Source organism: Parabacteroides sp. KHUB-02 (assembly GCF_056640955.1).
Genome location: NZ_JBWQEV010000001.1, coordinates 4058548 through 4072947, shown reverse-complemented (window position 1 = coordinate 4072947; position 14400 = coordinate 4058548). Strand labels below are relative to the sequence as shown.

The window sequence follows — 14400 nt, the reverse complement described above, 5'->3', positions numbered from 1 at the left end:
GAAAGATACAGAACACATTGCAGGCACAAGCCCATACCCAAGTCTACCGCCTACGCTTATTCGACAGTACTTGCAAGATAACGGAATGCGTTAAAAACTATTTTACGGAATGTCCAAATGTTCTGTCAATACGTTTACGAATGTTCGTAATGGCGCACCTTCATAATTATCCAACTCCCCAACCAAGATCAGAGCGGCGTTCTTCATCCATGGGTGGTATGGAATCGATAGTTCATAGGGGATTTCCCGGATCAGTTCCGGGGTGTTCTTGATTACCGTATAAGTGTCGCCATCGGCGGCTTTCTTGCCTTCGAAAACTAAGGTACGGTCGTACATTTTTTGCTTGTTTGCCCCGTTTAGTACTACCGGGGCCATGACTACGGAATCTCTGTCGCTACGCAACATCGGCATCAAGGACAGGGTTTGATATCGTCCCACGGAGAGTCCGCAGACACTGATCGTTAGGTCTAGACGCAAGGAGTTGCCCTCCCGCTCGATGCGGTTTTGCTTCACGGAGACTTGCCCCCGGTAAGATTGTATAGGTACCTGCGCTCCTGCCGGAAGAACAAGGCCGATCACAAGCAAGCATATATAAATGAATGTCTTCATAGATTTATCTCTTTATTTGATGATGTAAACGATACTGATACCCGCCTTTGTTAATCCCCAATACTCGTTGCGGAACTTGCCGATAGGCGCATCTCCTCTAGGAAAAGCGTACTTATCATATTCGAAATGCAAGTATCCGAAACCCGCCGTGAACTCCACGTTCCAACGGGGCGACACGTATAACTGATAACCATAAGAGATACCGCCGCCATAAGCGTTACCGTTATAACTATTCTTTTTCTCCATCCCATACAGGAGCTTCAAACCGGCGAAATCGTAATCCATATACTGGGCATGAACCCCGAAGAAATGTCCGTTGAAACGCTCGTGTATCCAGTAGCGTGCCTCTGGTTGTATCATCCAATGCTTAAAGGACTTATCGCTCGAGAATGTCCAACCGTTATAATACCCCGATGCCTCAACCGACCAATGCTTGTTGAACGCGACCTCCGCCCCTACGTTCGGCGTAGTGATCGCGTCATAAAGCACATTAGTCTTCACGGCCACGACCTGTCCTAGAATATCCATAAAGGTTGACAAAAGAAATACTAACAGTAAATATAGTTTATTCATATCTCCCGGTTCATTAGGTTTGTTTATTTAAGAGACAAAACCGTACAAATATAAATATTATTTATCAGTTCATTTGTACGTTAACTTATATAATATCCATGATTTCAAATGAAAAACGTTATCTTTGTAAAATAAATCCAGAATATGACTCATGAAGGCTAAATATATCGTGATTTTTTTCCTGTCACTCCTTTCGTTTGTCGCTTGCGATAAAGAGGAGGTCGTTATCCCTACTACCGCCCCTCGTACGGTTCTTATCTATTTCGCGGGGGATAATAGCTTGAATGGATACGTGAGCCAAAACCTGAGGGCGATAAAGGAAGGGATTGAGCGAGATGGATTGAACAACGGCAATTTGTTGATCTATACGGATAAGCAGAACGAGGCTCCCCAGCTTTTTCAATTAAAGCTGGAAGCGGATACCATCCGGCAGATCGTGCTCGAGACCTACGACTCGAACCAGAACTCGGCCTCTACCGAGACGCTGACGCAAATAATCGACAAGGTACAAAAGGAATATCCGGCGGATAGTTACGGGTTGGTGCTGTGGAGTCACGGAACGGGATGGCTACCTTCGGATATCTATAGCTATCTGCGTTCTTTCGGGCAGGATGGGAAGAATAATTTCATGGAGATCAATGATTTGGCCTCCGCTTTATCGAAGTATCATTTTGATTTTATTTTGTTCGACGCTTGTTATATGTCGTGTGCCGAGGTAGCTTACGCTTTCCGGGGATGCGCGGATTATATTATCGGCTCGCCAACGGAGATATTGGCGAACGGCTTCCCTTATCAATCGATAATGGGGGATATGTTCAAGAAAGATGCGGACGTGGTGGGGATAGCCACCCAATTTTATGAACATTATAAGAATGGCATATATCCATACGCCACAATCTCCGTCATAAAAAGCTCAGCGTTAGATGAACTTGCCACTATCAGTCGTGCGATATTCAAAGATAAGACGGAAACGGATCTTTTCGCCGTGCCCGTGAAAGACTTGCAGATAATGGAATATTTAACCCATAATTATCATGCCTTATATGATTTTGACGATTATGTAAGTCGGCTGGCTACGGCAGAACAATATGCCAAATTCAAGCAAGCCCTAGATAAGGCTATTACGTATAAAGCGGCCACTCCAAAGAGTTTTTACTCCTACCCTTATCCGTCAGGAACTCCTTTACCAATCAACAAATTCAGCGGCCTATCCATTTACGTCCCCCAAGAAGCCTTGCCCAAACTAAATGAGTGGTACAAGTATCTTGAGTGGTATAAAGATGTATATCAATGATTAAAACTCATCTCTTAGCCAGCGTTTACCACGAGGGGTATACAGGAATATCAAGAAACCTGCCGCCATTATAGAAATAACCGTAAAGAATACTGCTAATAACATATTTCTCTATTTTAATAATTTATACCCAATCAAAGCAAATACTGTAGCGATAAACGTTCCAGTAAATAAAGAATACCAGAATATAGGAGGCCACAACATGATATCTCTCGTATCCTCCCAGCGGTTTAATAATGCGCTTCCTACTCCCAATACAAGAGCGGCAAAAGTTAATTTTGACAAATCGAAGAAATACTTTGAAGTATTTTCTCTTCTGTTCTTCATTAAATCCTGAGCCGCTTTTCTTTTTTCAATGTTACCGTTATAGTTACTCATAGCAAAAATACTAATATTATTTCACAAATGAACTTATTTCACTAAAAACACTTCCTTATATCGTTTTACCTGTCCTTGAGGATGAACAAGTTCCGCATAGAAAATATAAACGCCGGTTCTCACCTTGGAACCATTCACCGCAAGGCCGTTCCAAGCCAATTCACCTTCTATCCCTAATAAGTCATGATTTACCACCTCACTGATACGCCTTCCGGAGATATCAAATATCCAGGCCCTACAGGTATAGCCGGATTCATCAAGATGGTAGGAGATCGTATATTCCTTCGTTGCCTCAGAATAAACGGGAGACTCTATGCCCGTGACCTCGCCTTCATCTTGCTTTCCATATTGGGAATTCCGATAGCCGGGCGTACCGTATCCCGCCGTGGCCGAAGCCGAAGTCCAATTCATCTCATCCTGCGTATCGCTATCAGGATTAATCCGCTCCAAGGCAATCCCCTTCTCATTTTTCACGGATGGGGCATGCCATTTAGAGGAATAACGAATCTCATCGATCATAACCTCATCTTCTGTACGAAACAGGACTAGCGTAGCGGAGGTATTTGCCAAGACCGGAAGTTTTAATTCATGCAAAGCATCCGGCGAAGATATCAGATAAAAATCGCTCACTCCTCCCATACTTTTAGTCAGCAACGCATAATCTTGTGGTTCTACCGGAGAGACTATAGAAGATAAAGGATAATGCGAACTCAATGTACCATCGGATTTGCGGGTAGCAACAGACAGTCCAGCCAAAGACAATGTCCGGTCCGAACGATTATAAAGCTCGATATACTCACTCCCTTCCGGATAAGGATTCGGCAACAACTCATTAAAAACGATCTCATTGGGTAAGACTATAATGTCCGTGGGGATACCCGGTTTATGGGGAGTGTCCGGACGATCCGGATCTTCTGGTTCATCGTCAGGAGAAGAGTTTGCGGAACCCGGCGTGCCTCCTCGTTCATCCGTTGATAAATAAAAACCGGTTTCAGAACGTTCCCAAGCGATACCGGCTTTCGCTTTCTCATAGGCAATCCGGTCGATCTCCTTACCGGAAGGATCGAATAACGCAAGCTCCTTCCTCGTGTTCGCCAAAGACGCCGGGAATTTATCCAAGGGCATATCTTGTCCCGAATCGTCAATATGTATATCCCTACCAGACCGATAAAGCACGATATATCCATCCGCTTCCAAAAGCAAAGCTGTCAATACCGTTGGCTTACTACCATATAAGAATGACCAACCATTTAACTCTATAGCCTTATCCGTCGTATTATAAAGTTCCACATACTCCGTTTCCGGAAAAGCCTTTTGCCCTTTCGGATCAGCCATCACCTCATTAATACGGATACTACCGGCGGGGAAAGAAGGAGTATCCGGCACTTCCGGTTCCTCCGGAACGTCGGGCTCTTCTTCATATTCTAACCGAATCTCGGTAGAACTCTCCGGAATCTTATTTCCCTCAAGATCCATTAACCCCGAGCACAACAAATCATAACCCATACCAACCTCCAACTCCTTATCAAAGCTGATATTCACATAGATCCGCATATCATCCGCATAGGTCATACGAGAGGCATTACCGATACCCGATATAGAGAATATCGCCTCACGGATATTCACCGGAAGATTATATTGTAATTGGAAAACAGACTCGGTGATCGGTTGGATAGCAAGAAGCCGCGGAAGAACCAACGGCTCATCGGGCTCATTGGGTTCTTCTGGCTCTTCGGGAGTATCCGGCTTCTCTGGTTCGATCGAGATATTATCGGATATAATGATGTAGTTACACGCAAAATCATTTACTCGAGTTTTAGAATAGCGGCATTCAAAACGTAGTTGTCCCCCTTTACATGAAGAAGAAACTTCAGACTCACAACTCCCTATCAAGACAAACCTACCCTTCTCTAGCACATATAAGTTCCATATCTTATGATTTTCTAAAGTAAGTTTCACTTTCAAATCCACGGCTCCCAACAAGACATCGAGCGCTTTCTCTATTAAGATCTTTGGATTCTTCTCCGTTGCGGTATGTTTCCGAAAAGTTATCGTCTTCTTATTACTGCCGATTTGGACATAATAATCGTTTTTTAATCCAAGCATCCTCTGATCATCTAAATAAACATGTAGCCGGATATGGTTTTGATCGCTTGGTTTGAAATCCATCCGAATCTCAAATTCCCATTCCATTGTAGCAGAATAAACGAGAGGAGTTTCTATGGAAACACTTTTCCGGGTAGGATCCGCACGTGAGACCAGCCATCCGTTCTCAATCACAAAGCAATCTAAATCACCCGTCCAAGGGTTATCCGATGTAATCTCCGGTCCATTAAACGGTTCTTTTAACTGGGGATAAGCGCAAAGCGGAAGTAAAAACGCAAGAATTAATAATAATTGTTTCATAGCTATATCGTTTTAGTTATAAATTTCTCTATCTTTGCACCCTAATAAGTTACAACTGTAAATAATAGGGCGCAAAAGGCAAAAATATGAAAGCCCTTTACAGACAGCAAAGTTATAACTATTTTACATTATTCAAATTAAATCAGTGCTCAAAATGAAAGTAGCAATTGTTGGTGTAAGTGGAGCCGTAGGACAGGAGTTCCTGCGTGTACTCGACCAGAGAAACTTCCCGATGGATGAGCTGGTACTTTTTGGCTCATCTCGTAGTGCCGGACGTGTTTATACCTTCCGTGGTAAACAGTATACCGTTAAGGAACTGAAGCATAACGACGACTTTAAGGGAATCGATGTTGCTTTTGTTTCAGCCGGAGGTGGTACTTCCAAGGAATTTGAGAAGACGATCACGAAACATGGTACGGTGATGATCGATAACTCCAGCGCGTTCCGTATGGACGAGGATGTTCCATTGGTCGTACCGGAAGTAAACCCGGAGGATGCCTTGAATCGTCCTCGTGGTGTGATCGCTAACCCGAATTGTACCACGATCCAGATGGTTGTAGCGTTGAAGGCGATCGAGAACTTATCTCATATCAAGCGTGTTCACGTATCTACTTATCAAGCTGCCAGTGGAGCAGGCGCTACCGCTATGGCTGAGTTGGTAAAACAATATGAGCAATTATTAAAGGGCGAGGAGCCTACAGTAGAGAAATTCGCTTATCAATTGGCATATAACGTAATCCCTCACGTAGACGTATTCACGGAAAATGGCTATACGAAAGAGGAGATGAAGATGTATAACGAGACCCGTAAGATCATGCACTCGGATATCGAGGTGAGCGCTACTTGTGTTCGCGTACCGGTTATGCGCGCGCATAGCGAATCTACTTGGGTAGAGACAGAGCGTCCGATCAGCGTGGAAGAGGCTCGCAAGGCTTTCGCCGAGGCTGAGGGTGTGGTATTGCAGGATGAACCGGCAAACAAGGATTATCCGATGCCGTTGTTCGTAGCGGATCACGATCCGGTTTACGTAGGCCGTATCCGTAAGGATATCAGCAACCCGAATGGTTTGACATTCTGGACCGTGAGCGACCAGATCAAGAAAGGCGCCGCTTTGAACGCCGTACAAATCGCCGAGTACTTGCTAAAGGTGGGTAATATCAAATAACAGACAACTTTGTAAATTCTATATACGTGGAAGCGGGATCAAGAGAATACTCTTATCCCGCTTTTTTATGCTTAGCGTAATTCCTCCATGCCTTCTCAAAACGTATAAATCAATACGCCCAATACCCGATGGTTGGTTATCGAATGTGTGTCATGAATCCGTCCGCCATCTTGCAAATCCACATTGCCATACCATGCGATGGAAGGGCTATATTCAACACCTAATTTCCAGTGCGGAAGATTATACGAAAGTTGCAGGTTGGTCGTAAATACCTGATCTACGTCCAGACCTACGCCATAGGTTTTGCCTACCAGTGCCTCATTCGCTCCCAAGTTCTTCAAATAGCCTAAGAACAAACCCGGTTTCCATTTCTTTCCGTACACGATATTCAACCAAGAAGTAGAGAAAAGATACGGTGAATATTCCTGTTCGCCGGTACGTGGGTCGATAGAGGTGACGCCGTAACCACCCAACATACAAGTCTGCGTCAAGTTAGAAGCCAGCAATGTTTCCGCCATCACCAACCAATTCGCGTCCTGATATTTCACGTGCGCCTCGCCAGATACGGAAGTAACCCGCTCGCTGACTTTATAAATCTTGCCATCCACCTCGTTCTGCGTTCTCGGCACTAACGACAAGATTTCCATACCGGCTCCTACCTGCCAACCGGGTTTCTTATAATCCACCCCGAGATAGACTTCCGGTACGCAACTGTTCTTGATATATTCCTCACTCTTTCCATTCGGTCCGGCCGATAGATATTGCAACTGCCATAGGACCGACCCGGTCAATTGCCACCCATTGTCCGTATAACGATAACGAATTTGCGGGCTGCGGTTAAACGGTTGGAACGGAGCGCCGGTAGAAAGATTCAACATCTGTGGAAAGACCTCGCCAAATAGCGGATGCCACGTCTGTCCGATCAAGACAGCGGACTTGCCCCAATCCAGATTCACATAGGCATGACGGATACGAAGCACCGCCCAATTGCTACCCGAACCCCGGAAATCGGCCTCCAGTTTCAAGGAAGTCTTGGCCGAACCAACCTTCGGTCCTTGTACATCGATTCCCAAACGGGAGTAAAGCAGGTAAAAACTACCGTTCGGACTAGCGTTCAAGTCCTTGCCATCCGCATCCAACGCCACGTCCTTCGGATATAGGTGGAACAAACCATCCACGATCTCGGCGTTCGCACGGGAATTATAGAACAAGTCTCCACGTACCTGTCCGTAAAATTTGTAAGAGAAGTTTTTCTTTTGCGCCTGTACGCATACCGCCATACATAGGCCGATCAAAAGAAGCAAGTTGCGTTTCATTTCCATTCCGGTCAATCTATCTTTAAAAATAATACATCATCAAACCTAATATACGATGATTCGTTATCGCATGTGTTTGCTCGATACGTCCGCTCTCTAAGTCGGTCGTGCCATAATAAGCTGTCGCCGGACAATACTCGAAACCGAACTTCCAATGCGGTAAATTATACGATACGTTTAAGCTGACGGTTATTAATTGATCGATATCCAATCCCATACCATAGACCTTATCCGCTGAGACCAAGGACTTCCCGGTTCCCAAATTCTTCGTATATCCGACGAAAACTCCCGGTCTCCATTTCGTTCCGTAGGCGAAATTCACCCATGTCGTAGAATGGCGAAAAGGCGTATATCCCTGCTCGCCCGTACGGGAGTCCACCGAGCTCACCCCGTAACCGCCCAATAAAGCGGTATGATCCAAGGCTGAGGCCATCAAGGTTTTCGCCGCAAAGGTATAGTTTCTTCCGCTATACTTCAAATGTGCCTCGTAAGAGAATGCGGTCATCCGCTCGTTCACCTTAAAAGTTTGCTCCTTCCATTCCGTGGAAGTACGGGGTTTCAAGGAGATCATATGAGCGCCGAGCCCCATCAACCAACCATCCGCAGGGGTAAAATCCGCCCCCACGAACATCTCCGGAATGCAACTATTCTTGATATAATCCTCGCTCATGCCTTTCGGTCCGCTGGAAAGGTATTGTAATTGCCACAACACGGAAGCCGTCAATTGTACCCGGCTATTCGCCTTATACTGGTAACGGATCTGAGGGCTACGGTTGAAAGGCTGGAACGGCGCTCCGGTGGAAAGATTCAAGACATCTGGCATCACGGCGCCAAACAAGGGATGCCACGTGATTCCTACTAATACCGCCGATTTTCCCCAATCCAAGTTTACGTATGCCTGCCGGATACGTAACATCGTATTACTACCGGAAAAACCGCCGAAGTCCGTCTCTATCTTAGCGGAGGAACGAGCCTTACCAATATCGGGTCCCGTCACGTCCAAGCCCAAGCGGGAAGTGAACGTATAGAAACTGCCATTCGGCGTAGCGTTCAAATCCTTGCCATCCGCATCAAAACTCTTATCCAAAGGATAGAGATAAAAGTTCCCATCGATCGGAGCCATATTAGCCCGGGAATTGTAGAAAAGATCTCCACGGACGAAGCCGTAGAATTTGTAAGTGAAGTTTTTTCTTTGCGCTGTCGTAGAAAATAAGGCTAGCATCCCCACGAGCAACAGGGTAATCCGTCTCATTATAATTCAGTTTGTTATTTTTCTTACCTTATAAGCCGCGAATGTATATATTTTTATGGATTCAATTTGAAGAAACGAAATATTATTTGTTCCTTTGCTTCCAAGTTGTAAGCCTTAAAGGTCAAATTAGATTAATATTGTAAACACCAGATAAAGAAAATGAGTACTAAAAAGTTTTTGCTAGAAGAAAAAGATATACCTACGGCATGGTATAATATCGTAGCGGATATGAAGAATAAACCGCTGCCGATCTTAAATCCACAAACTAAACAGCCCTTAAAGGAGGAAGATTTATATCCTCTATTCTCGAAAGGCGTCTCTCATCAAGAAATGAACACGACAGACGCATGGATCGAGATCCCCGATGAAGTACGCGAGCTTTATAAGGTATGGCGACCGACTCCGTTGGTTCGTGCTACCGGATTAGAAAAAGCGCTGGATACGCCCGCTCATATCTATTTCAAGAACGAGAGTGTAAGCCCGATCGGTTCACATAAGTTGAATTCGGCCTTGGCTCAGGCTTATTATTGTAAACAAGAGGGTACGACTAATATCACGACCGAGACAGGCGCCGGACAATGGGGTGCCGCTCTTTCTTACGCAGCAAAAGCTTTCGGCTTGGAACTTGCCGTTTATATGGTAAAGGTTAGTTACCACCAGAAACCCTACCGTCGTTCGATCATGCAGACTTTCGGAGCACAAGTTGTTGCCTCCCCGAGTATGAGTACGAAAGCCGGACGTAAGATATTGACAGACCATCCTAATTATCAAGGTAGCCTAGGTACCGCTATTTCCGAGGCGGTAGAGTTGGCCATGCAAACACCGAACTGTAAATATACATTAGGTAGCGTATTAAACCACGTTATGCTGCATCAGACCGTTATCGGACTGGAAGCTGAGAAACAAATGGAAATGGCTGGCGAGTACCCCGATGTCGTTATCGGTTGTTTCGGTGGTGGTTCCAACTTCTCCGGTATCACATTCCCATTCCTGCGCCATAAACTAACGGAAGGTAAGGATATCCGGGTTATAGCGGCGGAACCGGCATCTTGCCCGAAACTTACAAGAGGGCAATTCCAATATGACTTCGGAGATGAGGCTGGCTATACCCCATTAATCCCGATGTTCACGTTGGGACATAATTTCTCTCCAGCGAATATCCATGCGGGAGGTTTGCGTTATCATGGCGCCGGCTCCATCGTCAGCCAGTTAATGAAAGACGAATTGATGAGCGCCGTGGATATCAAGCAATTGGATACCTTCAAGGCCGCTACTCTATTCGCGCAAGCGGAAGGTATTATCCCGGCCCCAGAATCATCCCACGCTATCGCCGCGGCTATCCATGAGGCAGAGCAAGCCAAAATCGAAGGTAAACCTCGTACGATCTTGTTCAACTTATCGGGCCACGGCTTGATCGATATGGCCGCTTACGACCAATATCTATCCGGTGATCTAACAAACTATGAGGTAACGGATGAGGAAGTAGCTAACAATTTGAAAGATTTGGAGAAAATCATCTGATAAAAACAAGAAAAGGGGCGATACCAAATCGCCCCTTTCCCTTATTTGTCTATGAAAGTCTTAATTTAAAGTATGTATTATGAGAAAATTTCTTCGTAATTAGTACTCGGGATAATCATGTTCTGGACATTTAAGCTAAAGTTTTTCTTTTTCTTATCCCACATACCGTAATTTGTCTTTATCTCTCCACTTTGATCATCATATTGATAAGTGATCTGATAGAATGGAACCCATTCATCGTTTGTCCGATCCCAACGAAACGCTTTCTTCTCGGAAACCTTGCCGTTCTCGTTGTACTGGAACTCATATCTTACCTGTTTGTTCAACAGTCCGTTTTCCTGTAAGAATACCACTTTAGAGATAATCTTACCATTCTCCTCTTTTGTATCATATAGATAATCTTTAGGAGACGCTGCGCTTATCGCTAAACTACACATGAAAGTAAAAACTAGCGCAAGAATACTTTTACCCCAAACTGATGTCTTCATACTATTTTAATTTATAAGGTTACTATCATTTTGTACCGCGAAGTAAGGAAGTTTCCCGACAATCACCAAAAGCAAAGTGACAAATCGTTAGCAATATCACAATATTTAACACATTCAAGACCTTCATTCCCTTCGATTCCCCTATGTTTACCGACATATTGTAAACCAAATCGTAAGTTCCCCCGATTTTTAAATATCTATTATTTACCACCAGCCGGATGTAACTTTCAAAAGAAAACTTTAGACACCGCTTTTTTAATAAATTAAAAATCTATTGATTAATAAATATATTCTTACCTTTGCGAAGGCAGAATGCAAATTGATTTCTTGACATGCGACAAATAATGAAACTATTTATCACATCCTTTCTTTTTATCCTATTCTCAGGATGTACAAAGGATGTATATGATCCTTCCGATAAAATTCCGGGAGAAGGTACTAATCCATTCTCAAAGGTAACAATTTCCTCTAATTTCGATTGGTCGATGATACAAATATCCCACCTTACCGTACAATCTTTCGACCCCTATGATGGCACCTATAATTATCTGGTAGAAGTATTTGATAAAAGTCCGGAAGATCAAGATGCGAATCTTCTCGCTACCGGGGTTTGCTCAAAGAAAACGCTTTTCGATAAGAAAATTATCTATCCAAAGGGAGAGTCGGATCAAGTTTACATACAATTGACGACCCCTACCGGATATCAAGTTACCGCTCCTGTCACCTTAACACCGGGTAATGATAATGTCTGTGCTTTCGATTCGTTAGCCGTATCGCAGGAAACAACCGCTACTCCGGTTAGCCGTACCCCGACCCGAAGCGTGTCTTCCACCTATACATTTATAATAGAAGACTCTTTCCCTAATTATGGAGATTATGATTTTAATGATGCCGTGATAAAAGTCCAGATGGAAACTTCCATGAAAGACGATTATGTACAATTCGCCAATATAAAACTGACTTTCCGTGCATTAGGTGGAACTAAGCGGGCCGGAGCTTTCATCCATCTCCCCGGCATAAAGTCCAAAGACATCCAAAAAGCCGAGTTAAATGGCTGGACCACGACTCCAGAATCGGAAACCGAGACTCCGGTTTATGCCCTATCGGATGATATACATGGATTATTCTCTTTTCATGAAATGATTAATACAGATAATGACCTTCCATATAGGGGAAAGCAAGAACGTTTGATCACCTTTTCGTTCGCAGCCGGTGCCTTAAAAGATTTGACCATTGATGACATCGATCTTTTCACGACCGTATTAAAGCGGGAAGGAGAGGTCTTACGCACGGAAATCCACCAACGTAATTATAGCTATACCCCCAAAGGGGTCAGATACCGTTATTACTCAAATGATAATTGCATATGGGCCTTAATGATACCGGATGATTTCAAATACCCTGTGGAACATGCTTTTATTGGTGATGCCTATCCGGATCTATTGAAATGGGTAAGTGGAGATAGCAAACATGTACAATGGTATAAAAGTAAGAATACGGTTGATAAGTGGATTTATACCCGAGAACAATAACAACCTAAAATCCTCCGTAAAATGAAAACGACCGCCATCTTATTTCTTGCCTATCTGGCTTTATGCGTTCAGTGCTCAGTGCCGGAAAACAAGAGCACGAAAAAAGAGATTAGTACTCAACCGATAAAGGTGGGTGTATTCGATGGGCATGGAGGAGCACAGACCTGTATTTGGGAAACTGTCGCCGCTATCCGGCTGGACCCGGAAATGGAGGTATGTACCATTACTACAGCAGATATAGCTAATAATGTGCTCGATTCGATCGACGCTATTATTATCCCGGGAGGAAGTGGCAAAAGTCAGTACTTAAACCTAGGGACCTTAAATCAACAACGTATCAAGGACTTCATCGCTAAAGGTAAAGGGGCTGTCGGGATCTGTGCCGGAGCCTATCTATTCTCGAATACTCCTGATTACACCTGTATACAGCTAAATGGACAGCAAGCGATCGACATCGAGCATGACAACCGAGGGCATGGATTAGCGAAATTCACCTTATGCGAGGAGGGTAAGAAGATATTCCCCGAATTAGCCGACCGCGATACGAGTTTCGTCATTTACTATGAGGGACCGGTATTTATAAACAATCCGGCTGATACGATCCAAAGCAACACGCTTGCCATCATGGAAAGCGATGTGCATGAGGAAGGAAACGCCCCGGCTAATATGACAAACGGTAAGCCATTCTTCGTAGCCAATAACTACGGGAAAGGGCGTGTTTTTAGTTCCATCGCCCACCCCGAAGGTACTCCCGGCATGATGTGGATGATCCCCCGGATGGTACGTTGGACCTTGAATAAGCCTTTTATCCCTTATCAATCCTCCGCCGTACGTCCAGACCTGTTCAATCATGAATCATTAATGGCTACCGATGATTTAAAGCAGGAAGAAAAAGCCTTTCAAATCCTTTTAAGCGGAGAAAGCGAGCAAAAGGTTGCCGCCTTGGATTGGCTGGAAGCACATCATTCATGGGATGCCAAACGATGGGTACAAGGATTGCTTTATGACGCTTCACCCGCCGTCCGTATCCGGGCAGCCCGGTATATAGCGGATACCCATTACTTACCTTTCTTACCCAACTTACAGGCGGCCTACCGGACAGAAACCGATAAGGCGACCCAAGAAGAGTTAAAGACGCAGCTGGAGAAACTAACAGCCCTACTTCCTTAGGCTAGGGAGATTTAAACTCTCCCTAGATATTCATCTACCGTATAGTTTAAGAAACGATTGAATGGTAATAACAATTTAAAGTCATCCACCGCCTTATCCATCCAATCCGTAGCGTAAAAGAAATTATCCGGCTTATAAGACACCACGCTGAAATCCTTATGCTTCATGATATAACCATAAGGGGAATCCATTGGATAGCCGGCAGGCATGCGTTTCAGCATCTCCCCCTCTAACACCGGGAATGTTTTCTTAAATGTAGGTTCCTCGATAATAGCCGTAAATTCCTCGATATGATCGTATATATCCTGACGAAGTTTCTTTAATAGCGCAGGTGGCGGGCACCATACACCACCGGAAAGCAAGCAACCTCCCGGCTCCAGATGGATATAATAACCACCCCGTTCGCTGGCACGACCACCTTGGGAGATGTAAGCGGCGAAATGACATTTATAAGGAGTCTTATCCGGAGAGAAACGGATATCCCGGTATATCCGGAACAAACAATCTTTCGCCTCCAACCCGGCTACCTCGGGATCGAATAAGGAGATACGACCTATTAAATCTTGTACCTCATCGATAAACCCCTTACGTAGCGCATCGTAACGATTTTTATTGTCTTGGAACCATTCCCGATTGTTATGGCTCCTCAACTCTGTCAAGAACTCTATGATCTGTTCATTCATAACTTTCTATTTT

Annotated in this window: 13 protein-coding genes; 5 read left to right on the top strand and 8 right to left on the bottom strand. The window is 44.4% G+C overall.

Annotation, left to right across the window (positions count from 1 at the left end; translation table 11 throughout):
• Nucleotides 1-102 precede the first annotated feature (102 nt).
• Nucleotides 103-609: a DUF3868 domain-containing protein gene (locus ACYIA1_RS17380; RefSeq protein WP_008772995.1), complete on the bottom strand. Its 507-nt coding sequence runs from the start codon at nt 607-609 to the stop codon at nt 103-105.
• Nucleotides 610-621: 12 nt separating this feature from the next.
• Nucleotides 622-1182: a DUF3575 domain-containing protein gene (locus ACYIA1_RS17375; protein WP_008772996.1), complete on the bottom strand. Its 561-nt coding sequence runs from the start codon at nt 1180-1182 to the stop codon at nt 622-624.
• 151 nt (nt 1183-1333) lie between these two features.
• Here ACYIA1_RS17375 and ACYIA1_RS17370 point away from each other — a divergent pair, with 151 nt between their 5' ends.
• Nucleotides 1334-2476, top strand: a complete 1143-nt coding sequence (locus ACYIA1_RS17370; RefSeq protein WP_480336096.1) for a clostripain-related cysteine peptidase — start codon at nt 1334-1336, stop codon at nt 2474-2476.
• A 111-nt stretch (nt 2477-2587) separates the two neighbouring features.
• Here the strand turns inward: ACYIA1_RS17370 and ACYIA1_RS17365 are convergent, their stop codons facing one another.
• Nucleotides 2588-2854: a hypothetical protein gene (locus ACYIA1_RS17365; RefSeq protein ID WP_008772999.1), complete on the bottom strand. Its 267-nt coding sequence runs from the start codon at nt 2852-2854 to the stop codon at nt 2588-2590.
• A 33-nt stretch (nt 2855-2887) separates the two neighbouring features.
• On the bottom strand, nt 2888-5260 hold the full coding sequence (locus ACYIA1_RS17360) for a lamin tail domain-containing protein (protein ID WP_480336094.1): 2373 nt from the start codon (nt 5258-5260) through the stop codon (nt 2888-2890).
• 154 nt (nt 5261-5414) lie between these two features.
• Here ACYIA1_RS17360 and ACYIA1_RS17355 point away from each other — a divergent pair, with 154 nt between their 5' ends.
• Entirely contained in the window at nt 5415-6425 is a 1011-nt protein-coding gene (locus ACYIA1_RS17355) for an aspartate-semialdehyde dehydrogenase (protein WP_005859941.1), read from the top strand.
• 95 nt (nt 6426-6520) lie between these two features.
• Here the strand turns inward: ACYIA1_RS17355 and ACYIA1_RS17350 are convergent, their stop codons facing one another.
• Nucleotides 6521-7741: a DcaP family trimeric outer membrane transporter gene (locus ACYIA1_RS17350; RefSeq protein ID WP_480336326.1), complete on the bottom strand. Its 1221-nt coding sequence runs from the start codon at nt 7739-7741 to the stop codon at nt 6521-6523.
• 22 nt (nt 7742-7763) lie between these two features.
• Entirely contained in the window at nt 7764-8993 is a 1230-nt protein-coding gene (locus ACYIA1_RS17345; protein WP_005859945.1) for a DcaP family trimeric outer membrane transporter, read from the bottom strand.
• 159 nt (nt 8994-9152) lie between these two features.
• Between ACYIA1_RS17345 and ACYIA1_RS17340 the strand changes: the two genes are divergently transcribed.
• Nucleotides 9153-10514 carry a TrpB-like pyridoxal phosphate-dependent enzyme gene (locus ACYIA1_RS17340; RefSeq protein ID WP_141806943.1) on the top strand — a complete coding sequence of 454 codons (1362 nt, stop codon included), beginning with the start codon at nt 9153-9155 and terminating at the stop codon, nt 10512-10514.
• Between the two features lie 77 nt (nt 10515-10591).
• Here ACYIA1_RS17340 and ACYIA1_RS17335 read toward each other — a convergent pair whose 3' ends face one another.
• Nucleotides 10592-11002: a DUF3836 domain-containing protein gene (locus tag ACYIA1_RS17335; protein WP_005859949.1), complete on the bottom strand. Its 411-nt coding sequence runs from the start codon at nt 11000-11002 to the stop codon at nt 10592-10594.
• A gap of 485 nt (nt 11003-11487) precedes the next feature.
• On the opposite strand from ACYIA1_RS17335, the gene ACYIA1_RS17330 reads away from it, so the two are divergent.
• Nucleotides 11488-12534, top strand: coding sequence for an LruC domain-containing protein (locus ACYIA1_RS17330; RefSeq protein WP_226769948.1), 1047 nt, complete (start codon nt 11488-11490; stop codon nt 12532-12534).
• A gap of 21 nt (nt 12535-12555) precedes the next feature.
• Nucleotides 12556-13704 (top strand): BPL-N domain-containing protein, encoded by a 1149-nt coding sequence (locus ACYIA1_RS17325; protein ID WP_005863380.1) that lies wholly within the window; start codon nt 12556-12558, stop codon nt 13702-13704.
• Between the two features lie 11 nt (nt 13705-13715).
• Here ACYIA1_RS17325 and ACYIA1_RS17320 read toward each other — a convergent pair whose 3' ends face one another.
• The gene (locus ACYIA1_RS17320) at nt 13716-14387 is read right to left on the bottom strand and encodes a DUF2461 domain-containing protein (RefSeq protein WP_008773003.1); all 672 of its coding nucleotides are present in this window, start codon (nt 14385-14387) and stop codon (nt 13716-13718) included.
• Nucleotides 14388-14400: the final 13 nt, after the last annotated feature.